At 37.4% G+C, this 22182-nt stretch carries 22 protein-coding genes and 1 tRNA gene; 12 read left to right on the top strand and 11 right to left on the bottom strand.

Annotated elements, in window-relative coordinates; translation table 11 throughout:
• Nucleotides 1-65 precede the first annotated feature (65 nt).
• A complete protein-coding gene (locus A3H37_04125; protein OGL49129.1) occupies nucleotides 66-1241 on the top strand; it encodes a hypothetical protein in 1176 nt (391 codons plus the stop codon).
• 22 nt (nucleotides 1242-1263) lie between these two features.
• On the opposite strand, the gene A3H37_04120 is transcribed toward A3H37_04125, so the two are convergent.
• The 8 genes from A3H37_04120 to A3H37_04085 form a co-directional block, all read right to left on the bottom strand.
• Entirely contained in the window at nucleotides 1264-2037 is a 774-nt protein-coding gene (locus A3H37_04120) for a xanthine dehydrogenase (GenBank protein ID OGL49128.1), read from the bottom strand.
• Between the two features lie 154 nt (nucleotides 2038-2191).
• On the bottom strand, nucleotides 2192-2803 hold the full coding sequence (locus tag A3H37_04115) for a hypothetical protein (protein ID OGL49127.1): 612 nt from the start codon (nucleotides 2801-2803) through the stop codon (nucleotides 2192-2194).
• A 278-nt stretch (nucleotides 2804-3081) separates the two neighbouring features.
• Nucleotides 3082-3867: a restriction endonuclease gene (locus A3H37_04110; GenBank protein ID OGL49126.1), complete on the bottom strand. Its 786-nt coding sequence runs from the start codon at nucleotides 3865-3867 to the stop codon at nucleotides 3082-3084.
• A complete protein-coding gene (locus tag A3H37_04105; protein ID OGL49125.1) occupies nucleotides 3867-4061 on the bottom strand; it encodes a hypothetical protein in 195 nt (64 codons plus the stop codon). The genes A3H37_04110 and A3H37_04105 overlap by 1 nt, the downstream gene beginning before the upstream one ends.
• A gap of 2 nt (nucleotides 4062-4063) precedes the next feature.
• Entirely contained in the window at nucleotides 4064-5650 is a 1587-nt protein-coding gene (locus tag A3H37_04100; protein ID OGL49124.1) for a restriction endonuclease subunit M, read from the bottom strand.
• 71 nt (nucleotides 5651-5721) lie between these two features.
• Nucleotides 5722-6021, bottom strand: a complete 300-nt coding sequence (locus tag A3H37_04095) for a hypothetical protein (protein ID OGL49123.1) — start codon at nucleotides 6019-6021, stop codon at nucleotides 5722-5724.
• On the bottom strand, nucleotides 6018-7817 hold the full coding sequence (locus A3H37_04090; protein OGL49122.1) for a hypothetical protein: 1800 nt from the start codon (nucleotides 7815-7817) through the stop codon (nucleotides 6018-6020). Before A3H37_04090 ends, A3H37_04095 begins: the two co-directional genes overlap by 4 nt.
• A 3-nt stretch (nucleotides 7818-7820) precedes the next feature.
• Nucleotides 7821-8297 (bottom strand): acyl-CoA thioesterase, encoded by a 477-nt coding sequence (locus A3H37_04085; GenBank protein OGL49121.1) that lies wholly within the window; start codon nucleotides 8295-8297, stop codon nucleotides 7821-7823.
• 119 nt (nucleotides 8298-8416) lie between these two features.
• Here A3H37_04085 and A3H37_04080 point away from each other — a divergent pair, with 119 nt between their 5' ends.
• From A3H37_04080 to A3H37_04055, 6 genes are all read left to right on the top strand, one after another.
• Nucleotides 8417-8605, top strand: a complete 189-nt coding sequence (locus tag A3H37_04080; protein OGL49120.1) for a hypothetical protein — start codon at nucleotides 8417-8419, stop codon at nucleotides 8603-8605.
• Nucleotides 8606-8841: 236 nt separating this feature from the next.
• On the top strand, nucleotides 8842-9186 hold the full coding sequence (locus A3H37_04075) for a hypothetical protein (GenBank protein ID OGL49119.1): 345 nt from the start codon (nucleotides 8842-8844) through the stop codon (nucleotides 9184-9186).
• Nucleotides 9187-9195: 9 nt separating this feature from the next.
• The gene (locus A3H37_04070; GenBank protein ID OGL49118.1) at nucleotides 9196-9495 is read left to right on the top strand and encodes a hypothetical protein; all 300 of its coding nucleotides are present in this window, start codon (nucleotides 9196-9198) and stop codon (nucleotides 9493-9495) included.
• 3 nt (nucleotides 9496-9498) lie between these two features.
• A complete protein-coding gene (locus tag A3H37_04065; GenBank protein OGL49117.1) occupies nucleotides 9499-10668 on the top strand; it encodes a hypothetical protein in 1170 nt (389 codons plus the stop codon).
• 84 nt (nucleotides 10669-10752) lie between these two features.
• On the top strand, nucleotides 10753-11619 hold the full coding sequence (locus tag A3H37_04060; GenBank protein ID OGL49116.1) for a hypothetical protein: 867 nt from the start codon (nucleotides 10753-10755) through the stop codon (nucleotides 11617-11619).
• A gap of 3 nt (nucleotides 11620-11622) precedes the next feature.
• Complete coding sequence (locus A3H37_04055; protein ID OGL49115.1) at nucleotides 11623-12108, top strand: signal peptidase I; 486 nt, start codon at nucleotides 11623-11625, stop codon at nucleotides 12106-12108.
• Between the two features lie 57 nt (nucleotides 12109-12165).
• Here the strand turns inward: A3H37_04055 and A3H37_04050 are convergent, their stop codons facing one another.
• From A3H37_04050 to A3H37_04040, 3 genes are read right to left on the bottom strand one after another with little or no spacing between them, the layout of a single operon-like run.
• A complete protein-coding gene (locus A3H37_04050) occupies nucleotides 12166-13725 on the bottom strand; it encodes a hypothetical protein (protein OGL49114.1) in 1560 nt (519 codons plus the stop codon).
• Entirely contained in the window at nucleotides 13722-15194 is a 1473-nt protein-coding gene (locus A3H37_04045) for a starch synthase (GenBank protein ID OGL49113.1), read from the bottom strand. The genes A3H37_04050 and A3H37_04045 overlap by 4 nt, the downstream gene beginning before the upstream one ends.
• 12 nt (nucleotides 15195-15206) lie before the next feature.
• Nucleotides 15207-15431: a hypothetical protein gene (locus A3H37_04040; protein ID OGL49112.1), complete on the bottom strand. Its 225-nt coding sequence runs from the start codon at nucleotides 15429-15431 to the stop codon at nucleotides 15207-15209.
• A 196-nt stretch (nucleotides 15432-15627) separates the two neighbouring features.
• Here A3H37_04040 and A3H37_04035 point away from each other — a divergent pair, with 196 nt between their 5' ends.
• From A3H37_04035 to A3H37_04015, 5 genes are all read left to right on the top strand, one after another.
• Nucleotides 15628-17190 carry a murein biosynthesis integral membrane protein MurJ gene (locus tag A3H37_04035; GenBank protein OGL49111.1) on the top strand — a complete coding sequence of 521 codons (1563 nt, stop codon included), beginning with the start codon at nucleotides 15628-15630 and terminating at the stop codon, nucleotides 17188-17190.
• Nucleotides 17191-17594: 404 nt separating this feature from the next.
• Nucleotides 17595-18695, top strand: a complete 1101-nt coding sequence (locus A3H37_04030) for a DNA polymerase III subunit beta (protein OGL49110.1) — start codon at nucleotides 17595-17597, stop codon at nucleotides 18693-18695.
• Between the two features lie 9 nt (nucleotides 18696-18704).
• A complete protein-coding gene (locus A3H37_04025; protein OGL49109.1) occupies nucleotides 18705-21155 on the top strand; it encodes a DNA gyrase subunit B in 2451 nt (816 codons plus the stop codon).
• Nucleotides 21156-21195: 40 nt separating this feature from the next.
• On the top strand, nucleotides 21196-21666 hold the full coding sequence (locus A3H37_04020) for a tRNA-specific adenosine deaminase (protein ID OGL49108.1): 471 nt from the start codon (nucleotides 21196-21198) through the stop codon (nucleotides 21664-21666).
• Between the two features lie 354 nt (nucleotides 21667-22020).
• Nucleotides 22021-22109 (top strand) — tRNA-Ser (locus A3H37_04015).
• Nucleotides 22110-22182: the final 73 nt, after the last annotated feature.

The following is a 22182-nucleotide window of genomic DNA, read 5'->3' as shown; positions in this document are numbered from 1 at the left end:
TTATTTTAAAATATTTTTTTATCATAATGAAAAATAACCAAATAATAACCAGAGGTAGAAAGTGAATGGAAACTCAGAAGATAAAAAATGAAATAATAGCTGCTGTAGATGCAATTAAAAAAGAGCTTATAATTCTAAGCCATAATATTCACAGCAACCCTGAGCTTGGCTTTAATGAATATAAAGCCTGCAAGTGGCTTACAGATTTTTTAAAAGAAAACGGCTTTGACATAAAGATTAGCGTAGCTTCAATGGAGACCGCTTTTGTTGCACAGTTCCCAAGGGAAGCAAAAAATAAACCCTGCATAGCTTTTTTTGCTGAGTACGATGCCCTGCCCGGGATTGGTCACGGCTGCGGACACAACATAATCGGGCCTGCAAGCTGCGGCGCAGCTGCGGCACTTGCAAGGGTTTTAAAAAGTGATTTTGGAAGGATTCTTGTAGTTGGCACTCCTGCTGAGGAAGGCGGAGGAGGCAAACTCTCGCTCATCAAAGCTGGAGTTTTTAATGGTGTTGATACTGCAATGATGATTCACCCTGACATCAAGACAAAGGCAAGGGCAAATTTTCTTGCAAATGTTCAGATGAGGTTTAAGTTCTACGGACAGAGCGCACACGCTGCTGCATCTCCTTTTCTTGGCAGAAATGCCCTTGATGCTGTGATTCTTACATTTAATAACATAAATGCCCTCCGTCAGCAGCTTCCAAGCGATGTAAGAATTCACGGAATAATAACTGATGGAGGAGAAAGGCCAAATATTATTCCTGCCTTTGCATCCTGCTGGTTTTATGTAAGGACAAAAGACAAAGACTATCTTGAAACTCTCATTGAAAAAGTCAAGGCATGCGCACAGGCAGGCGCAACAGCAACAGGGTGCAGGATTGAAATAGAAATGGGAGAGAACAGGTATTATCCAATGAAGCACAACAAGGCTTTGGAAAATCTATTCAGGGAAAGCCTTGAATTTTTAAATATAAAAGAATCCCTTCAGGAAGAGCGTGGCACGGGTTCTTCTGATATTGGAAATGTAAGCCATATACTTCCTACAATCCATCCAAACATAAAAATCTGCAATGATGCTCCGCCAACCCATTCAAAAGAGTTTGCACAGGCTGCAATTTCTTCCCAAGGAGATGAAGGCTTGATTGCCGGGGCAAAAGCCCTTGCATTAACCGCTCTTGACTTATTCTTGAATCCAGAAAAGCTTGAAGAGGTTAAGAGAGAGTTTGCAAAATTGTGATTACAGCTTCTTTATTGAATGGCTATTCATCCTGCTTCACTTTTATCACTTCAGCCATGATGCTTACTGCAATTTCCTCAGGAGTTTCTGCATCTATTGGGAGGCCAATTGGGGTATAAATTTTTTCTAACTGTGCCTGTGTTGCTCCGCGGGATTTTAAATTAGTAAAAATAGTCTTTATCTTCCTTTTGCTTCCAATCATTCCAACATATTTTGTTTTGGTTCTTAGAGACAGTTCCAGAACCTTTTCATCATAAAGATGTCCGCGGGTAACAATAACAAGGTAAGAGGAATCATTCATTCTGAGTTTATTAAAAACAGTCTCAAAACTTTCAACAATTATCTCATCTGCATCAGGAAACCTCTCTCTGTTTGCGAAAATATCGCGGTCATCGATTATTACAACTCTGAATCCTGCAATCTTGGCAATCTTGCAGAGAGGCAGAGATATATGTCCTGCGCCAAATATGAACATTGTTGGCACAGGCAGTATTGGTTCTATTAAAACATCCATCTTTCCTCCGCATGCAAGCCCGTCAAGGGCAATCTCCTCATTTGTAAGGTCAAAATGGAGGATTTTTGATTTCCCTTTTTTAATAACCTCTTTTGCGTCATCCCAGACCTGTCCCTCAACACATCCGCCTCCTATTGAACCGATGATTGACCCGTCACTCTTAATCAGCATCTTTGCTGATTCTTTCCGTGGAGTCGAGCCCTTTCTTGAAACTATTGTGGCAAGCGCTGCCTTTTCCCCAGATTCTCTGATTCTGACAATTTCTTTATAGATATCTAACATTATTAAAAAGTTCTTTTTTCTAAATAAGTTTCTGAATAAATCTCAATGAATGTCATTACGAGCGATAGCGAAGTAATCTCAAAAAAGCCAACAGCCAACATTCAAGCAGAGATTGCTTCGTTGCTTCGCTCCTCGCAATGACAAGTATCTTTTATCATTTTTCATTTTGACTTTTGCACTTTGTAATCTTTACTATCTCCCTGTACTCTTCAATATTATCCATATCCTTAATTACCGCATTATTTTCAACCTCAACCTCAAGAATATCATCAGAGTTTTTCCAGACTACTTCCCTCAATCCATCACCGTCTTCCTTAAGATTGATGATATCATCTGTATATTTTCTGTCAAAGACTATTGGATGGCCTCTCTTCCCCTTATAAGCCGGAATTATAATTCCCTTTCCTGATTTTTTATATGCCTTAATTAATTTATTAATATCTGAAGCCATTATTGCCGGCTGGTCCACAAGGCAGAGCAGAAAAGCCTCAGCGTCTTCAGGCAGAGAGGAGATTCCGCATTTTATAGAAGAAAGCATTCCGTTCTTGTAATTTTTATTTATGACAATATCAACCTCCCTGTTCCCAATTACTCCTGAAATTTCTTCTGACCTGTAGCCAAGAACAACTTTTGTTTTCTCTATATCAGATTCCAAAAGAGAATCTATAACGATTTCGATTACTGTGCTTTTACCAAAGGGAAGAATCTGCTTTAGTGTCCCCATCCTCTTTGATTCACCGGCAGCAAGAAGAATTGCGTAAATCATATTTTAAAATTCCAAATTACAAAACCCAAATTCCAAATGAACTACCCTGTGGCAAGACCACAGGGAATTACAAGTTAAAATAATAAAAATAGCTATAAATTATAAGCTGTAAGCTGTAAAGCAGAAAAGATGGCTTGCAGAAAAGGGGGTTCAAAGAATCAGATGGTATTATTTTTGGAATGAGCAGATAATGTTTGAGAGATTAAAGAAGTTTTTAAAAAATTTTTTTAATTTTTTTGTTGCCGGATGCCCGACTGTGTTCAAGAAAATATGCCGTTTCAATTTTGCTTGTTGTATCGAGCGAAGTAATCATCAATCTCTGTTCGCAATTCAATCCCTATGCGTTCAAAAATATCAAGTAAATTTTGGTATGCGCCTTCACCGCCAATAAAATCCCAAAACTCACTTGCAACTTTTAATTCTTTGTCAAGGTCTAACATTCCTCTCATTGTCCAACGATTATAGGGTTCTGGTTCATAAGGGTTGTAAGGAATTGCAATGAAAGATTGAACATCAGCAGTTGGATTTCCTGCAAGTGTTGCAGCAATCCATTCTAAAAGAGTCCGCTTAAATTCTTTAAAACCACCGGCATTTGGCTTGGCTGTCTTTAGGTCAAAGAGATAAATTGTTCCGTCATGTGCTACAAGTTTGATGTCAACTTTTGTAAGCTTCACTTTTTTCATTTCGCCTTGTCTGCAAACTTCTTTGATTGCAATAATTTCTTCTGGTTTGTTTGGTGAGGATGTTGCTGTAGCTAAACCATCCATAATATTTTGAATCACATGATGTGCTTCAGAAGAAATTTGTGTCCCCGCTGTTTGTTTTGATGCAGCACTTGTAAAACTTGATGAAGCTAATGCTAAGGCAACTGGCTCAAAAATACTTGTGCCGAAATTCGTATTTAGAGAATGGATAAAAGAGTACAAAGCCAATCTGTCTTTGCCAAGTAACCTTGTATGAAATGGCATTGAAGCTGGTTCTGGATTGTAGTTTTGGAATTTGTGTCTTAAACTATTTCGTAAAACATTTTCTATATCTATAATTTGGTTTTGCGAAAGTGCCATTATTTATTTAGAGTTATGTTTTGTAATATAGCATTATTAATGGCACCGTACCAATCAATGTAGTCGCCAATTTTATTCTCAAGTATTGACACTTCATCTGCATTAAGTTCTCTGCCCAATATTTCATTCGCTACATTTTGTAAGTCTTCAATGCAAAGCGAATAAACAATTTTTTCTAATTCTATTGTTTCCATATTTATTTTGTTTTGAAATGAAAAATGATTTCTGAATAAGCACCTTTATCTTTTTCTGTGCGGTTTAATACTGGACGTTTATATTGATTTACGATTTTCATTTCTGTATTTTTCGCGATGACAGGATACATATTGTATTTGTCATTTGCAACAAGAAAAATGTCATAATCTTCTATCAAATATTTTTTGCAGTTATTTAGAACATCTGTTAATCCTTGAATGTAGCTTTGTTTTGCTTCTCTGCCTTGCCCTTTGAAAAGTGGTCCAATTTCTAATTCATCATTTCTTTTAAAGCCAAACAAATCGTATGCGTATGCGTGTTGTTCGTGATAATCAATTAGTCCAACATAAGGCGGTGATGAAAAAATTCCTTTTATTTTTTGTTTGCTTGCTAAATCTGCAAATGCAGAATTTTTCTTTGCTATTTCTTTGAAAATATCAATTGTTCTGCTGTCACCAGTTAGGCAAACTTGAAAGGTCTGCGTTCTCAACTTATCAAACTGCGATAGTCGTTTTGCCGTGTCTTTCGTGTATGTTTCCCACCATTTGAGAATGGAGAAAAGTGGCTTACACATTTTTCCGTGCTTTGAACAGTAATATGTTGCGGTAATCGGTTCAAGAAGTGTTGCAAGGTCTGCATGAGTTGTTGCCCTGCAACTACGAATAGTTCTGCTTAAAATGATACTGATTATTTTTTTAGTGTCAGCATTTTTTATTTTTTTGATTTCATCAAATACGAATTGAATTTCCTCTCTGATGTGTTGTAAATACCACTTGTCAAGGAAAGTATCAGTTTTATCTTGACGAAGTTTGATGTTATAATCTTTAATAAGTTTGTTGTAGATAGAAAAAAACTCTTTTTCTTTTTCTGTTCCGAATCTTGCTTCGTCAATATTTCCTTGTGCTAATTGGTATTTGTATTCGGGAACTGGAAAATATTTGTTGTTGAACTCATAGAGTGCTTGTAAAAGTTTTTCCTCAAACTCAATTGTGCGAGAATTTAATAAAAATTCTCTAAGTGCTTTTGTTATCCTATTTATTTCTGTCTGCACATCAACAAGGTTATACTTTGTAACCTTGCAATTTCCAATTAGAGCATTAAAAGCAGAAACATCAATTCCAATGGCGTGCATTCCAAGTTCGCATGATTGAACCATTGTTGTTCCGCTGCCGGAAAATGGGTCTAAAACAACGTCACCTTTTTTAAAACAAACCTCTTTCTTGAAATTATCAGTATGACCGTCAAGGAAATATTCAACAAGTTGTGGAATAAACTTTCCTTTGTATGGATGTAGTCTGTGAACATGTTTAGTAGTTTCGGATTCCGTGTATTGATCAAACGACAAAGCCCAGTTAAGGTCACTACCTAACTGATTTTCCCATGATAGTTTCCTATATCCGTTGTATGACCTGTAATAATTGATTAATTCCTGCTTAGAAACTTGTGTCATTCCATTGCTGCCAATCTTTTTAATTCTTCCGTATTGAATGAGGTATGAAACATTTGAAGTTGTAACCAACTTTCCCAAATGTTCCGTAGCCCATTCACTGGCTTCTTTTATGCTTAATAGTTCTTCTGTTTTAATCATTTTTTTGTTTTGATAAGATTAATTCTGTTCTTAGTATAAGAGTTTTAATTTTAGTGTCAATGTGGAATTTGTTATTTGGGATTTTGGGTTCTTTCTTTTATCGCCTTCAGCACTCTCTCAGGCGTCATCGGAAGCTCTTTTATTCTAACTCCAATCGCATCATATACTGCATTGGCAATTGCTGCTGCTGTTGGGATTGTAGGAGGTTCGCCAATACCCTTGACTCCGTAATTGCTGCTATTCTTTAGCGGATTTTCTAAAATAATTGTTTCAATATTGGGAACATCAAGAAAGGTTGGGATTCCGTAATCAGAAAAATTATTTACAGCTTCTTTAATGCTTTTTGGCTGGAAATGTTCTAAGGATTTCAATTTTTCATACCCCGGATATTTTTTAATTCATGAAGTTTTTCAGAATATTCAATTTTAGGAGATAGTTTTGAAGCTATCTCAAGCTCTTTTATCGCCTCTTCAAGAGAGCCGCTTTTATAAAACTCCCTTGCAAGATTATAGTGAGGGGTATCATAATATTTATTTATGTCAATAGCTTTCTTGTACTCTGAAATTGCTTCCTTGGACAGCCCCATTTCGCTGTACACATTTCCAAGATTATTGTAAGCTTCCTTAAAATCAGGAAGAATTTTCACTGTTTTTAAAAACATTTCTTCTGCCTTTTGCAGATTACCGTTGTTTAAATATATGCTTCCAAGATTGTTATATGCCTTTGCATAAGAGGGATTAAGTTCTGTTGCTCTTGTGAAGGACGCTATTGCAGGGTCAATCTCTCCTTTTTTACTGTAGGCATTGCCAAGATTATAGTGGACCCTGTCAGCCATTGGATTAAGTCTGGAAGCAATTTCATACTCCTGCAAAGCCATATCAATCTCTCCCATAGCAGAATAGGCTTCCCCTAAATTGTTATAGGGCCTGAATTTATTGGGAGATTTTTTTACAGCATCAGCCCAGAGAGAAATACCGTTTTCCCAAACTTTATTTCTGGCAATAGTAGTTGCTGAAAACAAAAAAATTATTAAAAGTATTGAACCTGTAAAAATATTTTTACCTTTTTTCTGGAAAACATTTTTCAACTCAACAAACAGCCCTGCTGAAAAAAATCCAAATCCTGCAAGGGAAAGATAAAGCCATCTCTCAGCCCCTATATCCCTCAGCCTTATCAGGAAATGAGGGGAGAGTGTTATAAAGAACCATATAATTGAAAAAGAAATAATTTTTTTTTCTGGATAAAGCTTAACCGCAGTTATTAAAAGCATTAATGCGGCAAATAATATAACAACTATTCCTGAATGGAAAACAGAATCAAATATCTTAAAGTCCGGGTCAATATTCAGGTTCAGAGGGAGAAAAAATTTTTTCAGATAAAAAATAAGAGCATATGCTGTGCTCAATATGTGGGAATAAAACCCTCTTTCAACCCTGTCAGGGCTTTCAAGGCGGATTGCATAACTGAATTTCAACAAAATTACAACTATAGCTGAAATTGCCAAAGGGAGGTGGAATCTCCTGAAATTTGAAAATATCTTTTTTCTGTCTCCATCAGAAATAAAATAATAGTCAGAAAGCACAGTTATGAGCGGAAGGGTTATTGCTATCTCCTTGCTTCCAAGAGCCATCAAAAATGAAAAAATGCAGGCGGAAGAAAAAACAATACTTTCCCTGTCTTCAGCACTTCCTTTGACAAAGAAATAAAGTGAAAGGAGATAAAAAAAACAACTCATAAGCGATGACCTGCTCGAAATATAGGTTGCTGATTCTGTTGCAAGGGGATGGATTAGAAAAATAAGCGATGCTAATATCGCAACAACAAAACAGTCCGGGTTTTTCTCCGTTTCCTTTTTTAACAGAAGCCCGAGTGTAATAAGGTAAATCAAAAATGCTGTAAGGATGTGGATGATAAGGTTTACCAGGTGGTAGCCGGCAGGGTTCACTCCACCTGCGCTGTAGTTTAAGGCAAATGAGAGCATAAGAACAGGACGGTTTGAAGAAGGGAACTCTTTTTTAAAAAACCTTTCAAGGCTGTGAAGGTTTTCGTTTTCTAAAATCAACACCCTGTCATCATAATGGAAGGGAACCTTGAATGAGTTTCCGTAAACTAAAAACCCAAGGACAAGAAGCAAAGATAAAACAATGAAAAAAATTTTTCTTTCCAAAGCTTATATTTCCGTTTTCAGTCTCTTTCTAATTTCCCTCATTCTTTCAGCCTGTTTAAACTTCTTCTTCTGCTCTTCAGTCTTCAGTTTAAGCTTTGGCACAGATGTAGGCTTGCCGTTATCATCCAGTGCAACAAAGGTAAGATAGGCAGTGCTTGTCTGTTTTTTCTTTCCTGAGATTTCTTCTGAATAAACATGAACCTCAACATCCATTGAAGTTTTTCCAACATATATAAGAGATGCTTCAAGTATTGCCACTTCGCCAAGCTTTATGGGATGCTTGAATGTGAGAACATCCATTGAAGCAGTAACAACCGGTCTCCGGCTGTGGCGCCTTGCAGCAACTGCTCCTGCAATATCTATCCAGTGCATAACCCGTCCTCCAAGGACATTTCCAAGAAGGTTTGTATCGTTAGGAAGGACAACCTCAACCATCCTTGTAGCTGAATCTTCAGGATATTTTGCGCTAATTTTTTTCAAAAAACTCTCCTGTCATTTTTAAAGTTATTATTTTATATCATTACTACAAGCGATTTATCCAGTCAAAAGAAATTAATCAAAGATTATAATTAAAAAAGGGAACGGCAGGCTGTCCCAAAATGATTTTTGATTTAAGTCTATTCTACATCACACCTTGGTTTGATTTTTTCCTCGCAGTCGTCCTCGCTCAGTCAAAGATGGCTATGGAGTTATTGTCCAAAGAAAACATTGAGAAATTACTCTCACCAAAGCAACTAGCAGTTGGGAACATTTTTTTAAAAGCTAATCTCTTCTGCTATTTAATTTAGTCAATATATTCAATAAGTTTTAAAAAAGCACAATTTTTGCATGAATAAACATGTAACATCTTTAAAATATATAATATTATTTTCTATCAGGATTGGGACGAGATTACTCAAGGGGGGGGCAGTCTCTAGCAGGGTCTGAAGATTTCTGTTAAAAGTTAAGTTCTAAATCTTGCAAGCTAGAAAGTAATCCAGAATTATCCCATAATCTGCTCATGTTCCCGTTATAGAAAAACACCTTGCGTAATTTCAGCAATATTTATAAAATAGGCTTTATAAAATCTGCTGTGAAAAGGGCAAGGATTGCTTTTTGCAGGGAATGGTGGATATTTGGCCTTTTAGTTGGGAAAAGATATCGCGGAGCTGGAATAGGCAAAATTCTTATGGATAAAGCTATCGGTATGGCAAAAAGAGACGGGGCAAAAGAAATAAAGCTGATGGTAAACACAAAATCGATTCCTGCAATAAATTTCTATAAAAAGTTTGGCTTCGCTGAAGTCCTGTTCCGTGGCATTGATGAAAACCCTGGCAAAAGGGAAGCAGGATATAAAAAAGAATATTTAGCAATGATGTTAAAAACCTAAGGAGGCTTTATGGACTTTTTGGATTGCTGTTATCAGAAAGACCAATCAGTTGTATCAAGAAAAATCGCTGATGAGATAATACTTGTCCCAATAAGAAAGAATGTTGGAGATTTAGAAAGTATTTATACCCTGGATGAAATAGGGGCAAAAATATGGGAGCTGGTAGACGGAAAAAGAAAGATGAAAGAAATAAAAAATGTCCTGCTTGAAGAGTTTGATGTAACCGAAGAACAGGTTGTCTCTGATATGAAGGATTTTATAGGTCAGCTGGAAGTCATGGGTGGAATAAAATTAATAGTGGAAAAATAGATTATGGCAGTAGACTGTGAACATATCCCGATTGTAAATTACGGGGAATTCAGCAAGCGCATCCATCAGAAAGTAGTTGAATCGAAAATTCCAATTGGAGGTTCAATAGAAATAACCTCCCGATGCAATCTCTCCTGCGCCCATTGCTATATCAATCTTCCTGCCAATGATTCAAAGGAAAAGGAGAAAGAGCTCTCTTTGAAAGAAATATGCAAAATCTTTGATGAATTAGAAGAAGAAGGGTGTCTGTGGCTTTTATTAACAGGCGGGGAACCGCTTCTTCGAAAAGATTTTTTACAACTCTACTCTTACGCCAAGAGAAAGGGGTTTTTATTAACCATTTTCACCAACGGGACACTGATTACAAAGAAGTTAGCAGATTATTTAAGTGACTGGCCTCCTTTTTCCGTTGAAATCACAGTTTACGGAAGGACTAAGGAAACCTACGAGAAAGTTACAGGCGTTCCGGGTTCTTATGAGAAGTGCGTAAAAGGCATTGAATTGCTGATTGAACGGAAAATACCTCTGAAGCTCAAAAGTGTAATCATGTCGTTAAATGTTTCAGAGCTTTTAGATATTAAAAAATGGGTTGAAGAGGATTTAGGGCTTTCCTTCCGCTTTGACCCGTTGCTGAATGCAAGGCTTGATGGAATAAATAAGCCGCATTATGTGAGAATACCGGCGCAGGATATTGTAAACCTGGATCTGGATGATGAAAAGAGGATGAAGGAATGGAAGGAGTTTTGTGAAAAATTCTTAGGTCAGCCGCTTAAAAAAGATAAGCTCTTTTTATGCGGAGCAGGAATAAATTCTTTCCATATCGATTCATACGGAAATTTAACCCCCTGCATACTGGTGAGGTCAAAAACATTCTCATTGCGCAATGGGTCTTTTAAAGATGGTTATTATAAATTGTTTCCTGAAATCCTCTCTCAAAAACCAAGCAAAGATACCAAATGCAGAACCTGCGAGCTTGTTGCAATGTGTGGACAATGCCCCGGCTGGGCAGGGCTTGAGCACGGTGACATGGAGACCCCTGTTGAATATCTCTGTGAAATAGCTCACTTAAGAGCTAAGAAATTCAAAGAATGCTGGGGAGGGGTAACAGAAACTTTCAAAGATACAAAAGAAACCATATCTTTGAGCAACAATCCTGATGAAAAAAAATCATAGGAGGAACTATTGAAGATAGTTCCTCCTATATCTTTAATCATGATAGATTGAGAATGAACTTTTCGATTATTGAAAGACAGAGAAATGAATAGCATAAAACTGAAAATAGCTGATATCATAATCCAGGTCTGCTCTGAAAATGCAAATGTTGATTTTGTTGAAGAAAATGCCAGCATCCGCTTTATTGTAAAAAACGGTGAGCCAGACCTGCTTCTGAAAGCCCATTACGGAGAAATTCCTGATATTGCCTTGGGAGAAGAGATTTTTAATTCAGGCAGTGTCTGGAAGCTCTTTTCCAATAATAACAAATTTATATTCACTCTCTCCTCCCCACCAAACGCAGCAAAGCCGTATTCAATCGCAATCATTGACAAAGACTTCAAAAATGGCGAAATCTATCGTGCCCCGTTAAACTCCTCTTCATATATTCCAAATCCCTTAGATTATCCGATAGATGAGATTTTAATGATCACTATCCTCTCCAAGAGGAAAGGATTGTTGCTCCATTCAAACTGCATAAACGATAGAGGTTTTGGAATGCTCTTTACCGGAACATCAGGCGCAGGTAAAAGTACAATGGCAGAAATCTGGAAAGGTAAAGACGGGATTAAGGTGTTGACCGACGAGAGGGTTATAATCAGAAAAGAAAACGGGAGTTTTTTTGCTTACGGTACTCCCTGGCACGAGACAGCAAAAATTCATTCCCCTGAAAAAGCAGTTTTAAAGAAAATTTTCTTTATAAGGCATGGAAAAGAAAATTCTGCTAAACTATTAGACAAGATTGATGCTGCTTCAAGGCTTATGGTGAGGGCTTTTCCAACATACTGGGACCCGGAAGGAATGAATTTTACCTTGGGCTTTGCTTCCGAGATAATAGAAGATATTCCATGCTATGAACTCGCCTTCAAGCCGGATGAAGACATCATAGATTTTGTAAGAGGTATAAAATAATTTATGCAGGAAAAATGGTTTGGAAGTCCTGCCTTCAGAGAACTTTCCTCTGAGATTTTAAGAAAGGGCCATGTGTTAAGGTTTCAGGCAAGAGGAACAAGCATGCACCCTTTTATAAAGGATAAGGATATAATTAAGGTCAAACCGGTCCAGCCGGAAAAATTAAAATCCGGAGATGTAATACTCTATAAAACAGGCTATCGGGGCTTTGTAGTTCACAGACTGATTAAAAAACAGAATAAAAAAAAAGGTGAGCCTTTATTTGTCACAAAAGGCGATTTCTGTTATACACCTGACCCTGCAATCTCTTCCTCTGATATCCTCGGAAAGGTAATTTCCATTGAGAGGAACGGAAAGGAAATTTCAATGGAAAATGGAATGGCAAGACTGAGGAATTTCCTGCTCTCTAAGGCATCTCCCTTTTCCTTCATATTGTATCCTATAGGAAGAAAAGTTAAAAAAATAGGGCTTGCCATATTAAAAAAATGAATAAAGGAAAAACTTTATGAAAGGTCAGTCTTTGCCTGAGGTCTGTAATGATTTAACCTACTTTTTCCATTCTTTCCAGTATTCTTCCCATTTCTTGTCAACAATGCCCATTGCATCCGGGGCAAGCCTTTCAAAGAGAGTGTGGGTCACATCAGGCCAGGACTCAGGACCCCCCTCCTGAGGAAGCTGCTTTGTTGCATCTATTACAATCTTGCTTGTAATAAATCTCTGGGAAATGCTCGGGTCAACACCTCTTGTAAAAGTCCTTTCAATTATCTGGCTTGCAGGATAGGGTTGCCATCTTGTTGCAACAGCGTGAAGCACTTGCGTTATGTTTGTCACATCTACATCTTTATCAACCACGATAGCAATTTTAGCGCCACTGCTTATTCCAAGAAGGATTTGTCCTGCCAGCATCCCCTGTCCCGGAAACCTTTTATTTATGCTTAAAATGGTTATCCCAACTGTTTCTCTTGGAGAATACATATCAACCAGATCCGGAAAATTATCTTTCAGTTTGAGATATGAATCAATCTGCCATGGTATCATGTGGGTGGTATGTGTGACTCCGGTGAAATCATTTATTATTATAGGATATTTCCTGTGGGTTATTGCTTTAACATTCATATACCAGTTCTGATGTTTTTTCCCCATATACCCATACATCTCTGCATAAGGTCCTTCATCTTCAACCTCAGTAATCACATCGCCCTCAATTACCATTTCTGCCTTGGCAGGGACCATGATATTGCTTGTTTCGCATTTGACAAGTTCCACAGGTTTCCCCTTAAGCCCTCCGGCAAACTCCAACTCATCCTCTCCAAGCCCTGCCACTTTTGTTGAGCTCATTGCAAAAATAATCGGGTCAACTCCAAGAACAATCGCAGCAGGGAGAGATTTTTCTCCCTTCTGCTTTGCCTTATTAATAAATATCCATCCGTGCTGTCCCGGCTCAGTGTTGACACCCACCTTATTCTTTCCCTTGACCTGGATACGATAGGTTCCAACATTCCTTCCAAGCTCCGGGTCTTCCATAAAAACAGCGCCTGTATTTATATATTGCCCTGCATCACCCGGATTATTTTTAAACCACGAAAATTTTAAAAGGTCTGCTTCGTCTCCTTTTAAGATTACCTCTTTGCAGGGGATATTCCTGTCGCTTACAACAACAGGCTTTATCCTCTTCCACTTTCCTCCATTCTCTTTTACAAAGTTCACAAGCTTATCTCTGACAACCCTGTACATCTCCCCCTGGTCATCTGTTATCTTTTCAACTCCAAACATCATTGCGGCAGCATCCCATCCGCAATAAGTATTTCCGATTACTGGTCCATCCATAAGCCTCCCGTTAATCTTTACCTTCTGAAACTCTACTGCGGGGGCTTTGTCTGAGCCAATTTTCTCAAGCATCCGGTAAATAAATGCTGTGCCCTCATACTTATCCTGATCCACTTCTTTTATTTTTAAAAGTTTCCCTCTTGCTTCAAGGGCTGCCAGATAATCACGGATAGTATCAAAGGGACCTGTAAGCCTTGCCTTTTCTGCCCCAAAAACAGTGTTTGAAAATACGGAGACGAAAAGAAATAGCGCTGACAGAATAATTCGTTGTCTTCTCATACTGCTGCTCCTTTCCCTGTTTTTTTTCTAACAGCAAGCCCGTAAAGCTCAACATATTTTATTGCAGATGCATCCCATGAGAAATCAGCCTTCATTCCGTTCCCAACTATTTTCATCCATTCCTTGCTATTATAATATCTTAATGCAATCTTTATCCTCTCGAGCATTTGCTGTGCAGAGGCTTCTGCAAACTTAAATCCGTTTCCATTTTCCTTATCTTCCTCAAAATCAGTTATCGTATCATCAAGCCCGCCGGTTGCTCTGACAACAGGAACAGTGCCGTAACTGAGGCTGTATATCTGATTTAAACCGCAGGGTTCATATCTTGAAGGCATCAAGAACATATCTGCTCCGGCTTCAATCCTGTGAGCAAGACCATTGTCAAAACCTACCTTTACTCCAAACTTGCCGTTGTACCTCTCAGAAGCCTTTTTGAAAAAATCCTCCAGCTCCTTTTCACCGCTTCCAAGCAAAACAAACTGCAAATCCATCTTCATCATGCTGTCAAAAACCTCTGCAATCAAGTCCAGTCCCTTTTGAGCTGCAATTCTTGATATTACTCCAATAACAGGCACCTTCATATCCTGCCTTAGCCCCAGTTCCTTCTGAAGCTCTTTTTTGCAAAAAGCCTTTCCCTTTAAATCATCCTTATCAAAATTATGTTTTATGAGCTTATCCTTTTCAGGGCTCCATTCCTCGTAATCTATACCGTTGATAATCCCGTAGAGGTCATTGGAACGTTCCTTTAAGACTCCATCCAGACCGCATCCGTATTCCGGTGTCTGAATCTCCTGGCTGTATTTTTTGCTTACGGTATTTATTATCTCAGAAAAAACAAGCCCTCCTTTTAAAAAATTGATACTTCCGTAAAATTCCAATCCGCTCATTGTATAAAAATCATCAGGAAATTTGATGAATGATACCTTTTCTGGAGGAAAGTTTCCCTGATAGCCAATGTTATGAATTGTAAAAACAGTTGCTGTGTTTTTAAAAAAAGAATCCTGCTTGTAAAAACCTTTTAAAAGAACAGGAACCAGCGCTGCCTGCCAGTCGTGGCAGTGGATTATATCCGGTTTAAAGTTTAAGGTTTTGCATGCCTCAAGAGCAGCTTTTGTAAAATGAGCGAATCTTTCCGCATTATCAGAATAGTCCTGGCTTTCTTTTTGGTAAAGCCCTTCCCTTGCGTAATATTCCGGGATATCAATAAAATATACAAGAAGACCTTTCTCCATCTCTCCGCAAAAAACCCTTGCAGATGTTTTTTTGGAATCAAACCCTATATTTAAACTCTTATTAATCACCTTAAGGTTAAACTTCTTCTCATCAATCATTTTGTATTTTGGCATTACAACTGCAACCCTATGGTTGCCGAGTTTGTTAATGGCTTTCGAAAGGGCTCCTGCAACATCAGCAAGCCCTCCTGTTTTTGCAAACGGCACGACTTCAGAAGATACAATCAATATGTTCATTATCTTTCCTTTTTATTTATTTTGAAAATATCTTTTTTCTTCTTCTGTCAGGCAGATTTTTTCAAAATTATCCTCTTTTACAAATTCAATCTTTCCCTCCTTGCAAAGCCAGCCCAAACCCAGGAAAAGCATTTTCTCGTTTAAGCCTGTTGCCTTTTTAAGCTGTGTCCGGGTAAGTCTTTTCTCTCCAATCGTATTCCAGATTTTTCCTGCTGCTATACCTATTATTTCTTCCATAACCCCTCCTCTCCTATGAGATTAATTATGAAAATAGATTTATCTTTAATGCTTTACAGTTAAAAAAAATAAATGAAAAACACTTAAATGTCAAACAAATTAGCTCAATGTTCTGAAAGTTAAAAATTTTAGTATCCAATGGGAAAAAATATAATGTATAATTCAAAAAAATATTTTAGTAAAATTAGGGCTTGTGATGACAGAAAACAAAAAAAAGCTTGCAAGGGCTGCTTTCATGATAATGGTTGCCACCGTGCTTTCCCGTTTTGCAGGGTTTTTCAGGGAAATCATAATGGCTAACTATTTTGGCTTGTCTCCTGCAAGAGGCGCATTTACAGTAGCCTACAGAATTCCAAGCCTTCTGCGCACGCTTATCGCTGATACTGCAATCACTGCAGCATTCATCCCGGTTTTCACCCAGCTGCTTGCAAAAGGAGATAAGGAAGAAGCCTTTAAAGCAGCCTCAAGCCTGTTTTCAATAACTGTGATATTTTTATGTATCATAACTGCCGCTTCCATGCTCTTCATGCCCTTTGTTATAAAAATAACAGCACCCGGTTTCTCTCCCGATGAACACCTTTTTACAATGACAGTAAACCTCTCTCTTATTATTTTCCCTACAGTTGTTATCCTTGGCATGACAGGAATAATTACAGGAATGCTCAATTCCTTTCAGCATTTCGCCGTACCTGCAATAGCGCCTATATTATGGAATTTCATAATAATCTTTTTTCTGGTTTTTTATGAAAAAAAACTTGGAATATATTCAGCCGCATGGGGAATTCTGATAGCCACGGTCTTCCAGCTTGCAGTCCAGATTTTTCCTTTAAGAGGGCAGGGAAAACTTTCTTTTATAATCGATTTTAAGAATCAGCATGTAATCGAGATATTAAAATTAATCCTTCCTGTAACCTTAAGCCTTGGGGTTATAAACTTTAATGTCTTTGTTGATACTGTCTTTGCTTCATTTTTAGGACCTGACCGTCTTGCAGCAATAGATTCTGCATTCAGGATATTTCATCTTCCTATGGGTGTTTTTGCTGTTGCCGTCGGAACTGTTCTTTTTCCGGTTTTCTCTTCGTTGATTGCAAAAAAGGATTTTGAAAAATTCAAACCAACCCTTATTAATGGAATCAGCCAGATTTTTTTTATGACTATTCCGGTAAGCGCGCTTTTTATTTCCCTCTCATCGCCAATAGTAAAAACCGTTTATGAGAGAGGCGCTTTCAGTCCTGATGATACAAAGCTTGTTGCTTTGGCTTTGGTTTTTTTCTCCTTTGGTATTCCCTTTGCAAGCGCAAATACTCTGCTAAACAGGGGTTTTTACAGTTTGAAAAAAAACTGGATTCCTCTCTATCTCTCATTTATAAATCTTTTACTGAATGCCTTGCTTGACTGGATGCTTATGAAGCCTTTTAGTCACGGAGGAATATGTTTCTCTACATCTCTTGTTTCTACGTTTAATTTCATAGGGCTTTTATTTTTAATGCGCAGGGAGGTTGGATGTATAAAAATAAGAGATTTGGTGAAATCGTTTCTTAAAATATCTTTTATATCTGCTGTAATGTCTGCGTGCTCATATGTTTTCTATAATTATCTGTTTCATATAACAGGAGTATTCTTTGCGCTTTTTTTCTCAATAGTTTCAGGCTTCCTGATATTTGTATTTTTATCATGGGTTTTTAAAGTTAAGGAGTTTAAGATTGCTAAGGATATTTTTATTTATAAAAAGAAAGAGGTTTTAATATCTGATAGATAAATTTTTTCAATAAATATAAATACTTATTATCCTATAGATTTCTCTTGAACTATATTTATATTTATGATATTAATCTAAATTAATTTAAATAAAATTTTCTAAAGAAAATATAAAAAACATTAAAAAAAATCTTATCCACAAGTGTGGATAAGATGTGAATTAATAAGCTGTTTTTCTGTTAAATACTTAATGTTTTACTGTTAATAAAAAGTTGGAAACTCTCTATGTTTTTTAAAGATTAAGATTATGTTAATAAGTTATTAATAATATTTAATATTTTTTAAACAATATAAGTATTTGAATTAATTGATTTTTTGTTAATAAATAACATATTAAGATATATATACTATTACTTCCTAAAGATTAATATATTAAATATAAGAAATATAAGAAAGGAATGATTTATGGAAATAAAAATTTCAAAAAATGAGCTTTTAAAAGGAATACAGAGAACACAGTCTATAACAACCAAGAGCACAACGCTTCCAATACTTACCTACATTCTTCTGAATGCCGGCAAAGGAAATTTAAATATTATAGGAACAGACCTTGAGGTAGGAATAAAAGGAAACTATCAGTGCTCGGTCAAGAAAGAAGGAAGTATTGCTACTTTATCAAAAAAGCTTTTTGAGATTATAAGAGAAATGCCGGAAGAAAAAGAGATTACCATGAAATTGATAGAAAATTACTGGCTTAAAATTACATGTGGCAATATTAATTATCAAATTGCTGGTTTAAACCCTGAAGACTTCCCGAAGTTTCCGGATATAGAATCTGATGGAAAAGATAAAATTAAGTCAGGTGTTCTTCTTGATATGATAAAAAAGACATCATATGCAATTTCAAACGATGATAGCAGGTATAATCTGAGCGGGCTTCTGTGGGAATTTAAGGAAAAGGTAATGAATATGGTTGCCACTGACGGACACAGGCTTGCAAAGACAACAAACAGCAGCATTTTAAAACCTGCAGACTTAAAAATAATAATTCCCAGAAAGGGCGTTTATGAATTGAGAAAAATTTTAGAAGAAGGGGATAATGAGATTTTATTCTGGGTTAAGGATAACCATATAATTTTTAAAAAAGATAACCTTTATCTGGTAATCAGGCTTCTTGAGACTGATTTTCCTGAATATGAAAAGGTTATACCAAAAAAGAGCACAAAATCAATTATAGTTAAAAGAAACGAGATGAAGGAGAGTATAAAAAGAGTCAGCCTTATGAGTAATGAAAGGTCAAAGGCAGTAAAGATGTCAGTGAAAAAAGATGAAATAACACTAAGTTCAAGCGATCCTGAAATTGGACAAGCAAGCGATATTCTACAGGCTAAATATGATTCAGAAGAAATTGCAGTTGGTTTTAATGCAAAATATTTTTTAGATATACTTGAGTCAGTTGATGATGAAGAATTGGTTATAGGTTTAAACGATTCACTGAGCCCATGTGTGATAAAGGGGTTAAAGAACCAAAATTATGTATGTGTTTTAATGCCAATGAGAGTATAAAGGAGAAAAATGGATAACCTGGCTTTAGATAAAGTTCACTACACGGCAAATAATATAAAAATTCTTGAAGGACTTCAGGCTGTCCGCAAAAGACCTGCAATGTATATAGGAAATACAGGCTTTGAAGGACTTCACCATCTTGTATATGAAGTTGTAGATAACAGCATTGATGAAGCCCTTGCAGGATACTGCAATAAAATTTCAGTAGCTATACACATAGACAACAGCGTTACTGTAAAAGATAACGGCCGCGGCATACCAACAGATATCCATCCGGAGGCGAAAATATCAGCGGTAGAAGTGGTCATGACAAAGCTTCATGCAGGCGGAAAGTTTGATAAGGACAGCTATAAGGTTTCAGGAGGGCTTCACGGAGTAGGAATATCAGTGGTTAATGCGCTCTCTGAGTGGCTTAATCTTGAAACAAAATATAATGGCGCTGTCTATACACAGAGGTATGAAAGGGGTGTTCCGAAAAACAAGCTGACAGAGATAGGAAAGACAAAGGAAAGTGGAACAACTGTAACATTTAAACCTGATCAACAAATATTTGAAGTTTCAGAATACAGTTTTGATACTCTTTCGCATCGCCTCAGAGAACTTTCGTTCCTTAACAAGGGAGTTGAGATTTCAATTGAAGATGAAAGAAACGATAAAAAACATAACTTCCATTATGAAGGCGGAATAGTATCTTTTGTCCAGGATTTGAATAAAAACAAAGAGGCAATTCACCCAACAATCTATTTTGAAAAAAAGCTTGAGTCCTTTGAGATTGAAATAGCCCTTCAATATAATGACGGGTATCAGGAAAACATATATACCTACGCAAACAACATCAATACAACCGAAGGAGGTACGCACTTAATAGGGTTCAGAAGCGCCCTTACAAAAACAATTAACAAATATGCCGCAGACAGCAATCTGCTCAAAAATTTAAAAGAGAATCTGACAGGAGATGATGTAAGAGAGGGGCTTACTGTAGTTATCAGTGTAAAATTGAGTGAGCCTCAGTTTGAAGGGCAGACAAAGGCAAAGCTTGGAAACAGCGATGTCAAGGGCATAGTAGAGTCGCTGGTGGGTGAGGCACTCTGGACATACCTTGAGGAAAATCCGAATGTTGCAAAGAAAATAGTAACAAAGGCTATTAGTGCAGCACAGGCAAGGGAGGCAGCCCGCAAGGCGAGGGATTTGACAAGAAGAAAGGGATTGCTGGATGGAAGCTCCCTGCCCGGAAAACTTGCCGACTGTTCAGAAAAAGACCCGACCTTCAGCGAGATATTCATTGTAGAAGGTGATTCAGCAGGAGGCTCTGCAAAACAGGGAAGGGACAGACGTTTTCAGGCAATATTACCTCTTAAGGGGAAGATTCTTAATGTAGAGAAGGCAAGATTTGATAAGATGCTGAGCAGCGAGGAGATAAAAATCCTTATCACTGCGCTTGGAACAGGAATTGGAACAGGAATTGGAGCAGATGATTTTAATGCAAGCAAAGTCAGGTATCACAAGATAATAATAATGACAGATGCTGATGTTGACGGGGCGCATATAAGGACCCTTCTTCTGACATTTTTCTTCAGGCAGATGTATCCGCTTCTGGAGAAAGGGCATATCTTTATAGCGCAACCGCCGCTTTTCAGCGTGAAAAAAGGGAATGAAAAGATTAAATTCATCAAGGATGCAAAAGAGCTGGATGCATTTCTGCTTCAGAACGGCACAGAGAATGTTTCAGTTTTTACTGATAACTCCAAGACTCTAATTACAGGAAGCAGGCTTGTTTCAATATTAAGCGGAATAAAGGAGTTCTATTATTTTCTGGAGAGGTTTGAGAGAAAAGGAAATGATAAAGTCCTTATGGAATTGCTGATAAAAGAGCTTGCAAGCGAAAAAGCAGATTTTAGCAAAAGCAGCGAAGCTTCAAAATTTGCAGAGAGAATTGACCAGGGAATAAAGAAGATAAAGAAAGCAGAAAAGGATATCACTTCTTTCAAATACGAAATCGACTGGGATGAGGAACACAACTGTTGTTTTGCAGATTTTGTTATTGTCAGGGGAGGAAAAAAGTGCAAAACAAAAATTGACAAACCCCTTATGGAAAATGTTGAGATGAAAGAGTGCATCAGGTTATATTCAAAAATCGGGATATTTGATAGCGGGTCAATTACAATAAGCAGCAATGGAGAGAATATCGTTGTTGATAACTGCCATTCACTCCTTGAATATCTCCTGACACAAGGGAAAAAGGGATATAATATCTCAAGGTATAAAGGTCTTGGAGAAATGAATTCAGACCAGCTGTGGCTGACAACAATGGATCCTGAGCGGAGAGTGTTGCTGCAGATTAGGGTTGAGGATGTGGTTGAGGCTGATGAGGTCTTTACTGTTTTAATGGGAGACCAGGTAGAGCCAAGGAGAAATTTTATCCAGCTCTGCGCCTCTAAGGTAAGAAACCTGGATATATAACAAAACCTATAAAAGTTCTCCTCGCCATAAAAGATTCCTTATGAAAACAGAGGATTTTTTTCTGCGCGACAGGTATATGGTAATAGCCCTTGAAGAAGCCAGAATAGCATACAGGGAAGAAGAGGTGCCGATAGGCGCTGCAGTGGTTTACAGGGATGAGGTAATAGCAAGGGACCACAACCGCATTGAGCAACTTCAGGACCCGACAGCTCACGCTGAGATGCTGGTATTAAAAAAAACTGCGGAGAGATTGAAAAGCTGGAGGCTTTCAGAAGCATTTATCTATGTGACGGTAGAGCCGTGTCCTATGTGTGTTGGCGCAATGCACCTTGCAAGGATTTCAGGTTTGATATTTGGCGCAAAAGATGAGAAAAAAGGGGCGGCAGGGTCTTTATACAATATAGCAGAGGATAAAAGGCTTAATCACAGAATCCCTGTTTTTAGCGGAATTATGGAAGAAGAGTGCCGGAAAATTATAGAAAAGTTTTTTATAGAGAGAAGAAGAAAATGAAAAATAAATTAAATTCCCGGATTTTAAAATGGAAATTAAAAACTTTACCATTCGTGAGGGTATTGGAGGAATAGCAGAGTTTTAGGAGTCCATTCCTTTCCTGTAAAGCTTATTTTTGCAAACAAAGAGAGAATGTTTTCAAACAGTGATTCAGTTTCCGGCGGTTTTAAAAATATTGCCAGATATGATATAAAAGTCAAGCATGCCGAGGTTGAGGGATATCAGATTAAGGAAGAAGAGAAAATAAAAGATTAGCTTATAAAAAAATTGCTTTGGAATTTTTACTTATAGCCAAATACTTATGGCTAAATGCTATAAGCTATTAGCTAAGAGTATTTGCCGAAGGCAAATCCTGGAGAGATGGCCGAGAGGCTGAAGGCGTCCCGCTCGAAACGGGATTTTCCGGTAAACCGGGAACGGGGGTTCAAATCCCTCTCTCTCCGTGAAAAATTGCGAAGCAATTTTTACTTATAGCTTATAGCTAATAGCCGTGAGCTAATAGCTAAAGGTATTTGC

This window comes from Candidatus Schekmanbacteria bacterium RIFCSPLOWO2_02_FULL_38_14 (genome assembly GCA_001790855.1).
GTDB lineage: Bacteria > Schekmanbacteria > GWA2-38-11 > GWA2-38-11 > GWA2-38-11 > 2-02-FULL-38-14-A.
The sequence above is the reverse complement of the archived record's forward strand: the minus strand, read 5'-3'. Positions and strand labels throughout refer to the sequence as shown.

What these genes read in the sequence shown, in the direction of transcription:
- A3H37_04125 (OGL49129.1), top strand. Translation starts at nt 66, where the DNA reads ATGGAAACTCAGAAGATAAAAAATGAAATAATAGCTGCTGTAGATGCA.
- A3H37_04120 (OGL49128.1), bottom strand. Translation starts at nt 2,037, where the DNA reads ATGTTAGATATCTATAAAGAAATTGTCAGAATCAGAGAATCTGGGGAA.
- A3H37_04115 (OGL49127.1), bottom strand. Translation starts at nt 2,803, where the DNA reads ATGATTTACGCAATTCTTCTTGCTGCCGGTGAATCAAAGAGGATGGGG.
- A3H37_04110 (OGL49126.1), bottom strand. Translation starts at nt 3,867, where the DNA reads ATGGCACTTTCGCAAAACCAAATTATAGATATAGAAAATGTTTTACGA.
- A3H37_04105 (OGL49125.1), bottom strand. Translation starts at nt 4,061, where the DNA reads ATGGAAACAATAGAATTAGAAAAAATTGTTTATTCGCTTTGCATTGAA.
- A3H37_04100 (OGL49124.1), bottom strand. Translation starts at nt 5,650, where the DNA reads ATGATTAAAACAGAAGAACTATTAAGCATAAAAGAAGCCAGTGAATGG.
- A3H37_04080 (OGL49120.1), top strand. Translation starts at nt 8,417, where the DNA reads ATGATTTTTGATTTAAGTCTATTCTACATCACACCTTGGTTTGATTTT.
- A3H37_04070 (OGL49118.1), top strand. Translation starts at nt 9,196, where the DNA reads ATGGACTTTTTGGATTGCTGTTATCAGAAAGACCAATCAGTTGTATCA.
- A3H37_04065 (OGL49117.1), top strand. Translation starts at nt 9,499, where the DNA reads ATGGCAGTAGACTGTGAACATATCCCGATTGTAAATTACGGGGAATTC.
- A3H37_04060 (OGL49116.1), top strand. Translation starts at nt 10,753, where the DNA reads ATGAATAGCATAAAACTGAAAATAGCTGATATCATAATCCAGGTCTGC.
- A3H37_04055 (OGL49115.1), top strand. Translation starts at nt 11,623, where the DNA reads ATGCAGGAAAAATGGTTTGGAAGTCCTGCCTTCAGAGAACTTTCCTCT.
- A3H37_04050 (OGL49114.1), bottom strand. Translation starts at nt 13,725, where the DNA reads ATGAGAAGACAACGAATTATTCTGTCAGCGCTATTTCTTTTCGTCTCC.
- A3H37_04045 (OGL49113.1), bottom strand. Translation starts at nt 15,194, where the DNA reads ATGAACATATTGATTGTATCTTCTGAAGTCGTGCCGTTTGCAAAAACA.
- A3H37_04040 (OGL49112.1), bottom strand. Translation starts at nt 15,431, where the DNA reads ATGGAAGAAATAATAGGTATAGCAGCAGGAAAAATCTGGAATACGATT.
- A3H37_04035 (OGL49111.1), top strand. Translation starts at nt 15,628, where the DNA reads ATGACAGAAAACAAAAAAAAGCTTGCAAGGGCTGCTTTCATGATAATG.
- A3H37_04030 (OGL49110.1), top strand. Translation starts at nt 17,595, where the DNA reads ATGGAAATAAAAATTTCAAAAAATGAGCTTTTAAAAGGAATACAGAGA.
- A3H37_04025 (OGL49109.1), top strand. Translation starts at nt 18,705, where the DNA reads ATGGATAACCTGGCTTTAGATAAAGTTCACTACACGGCAAATAATATA.
- A3H37_04020 (OGL49108.1), top strand. Translation starts at nt 21,196, where the DNA reads ATGAAAACAGAGGATTTTTTTCTGCGCGACAGGTATATGGTAATAGCC.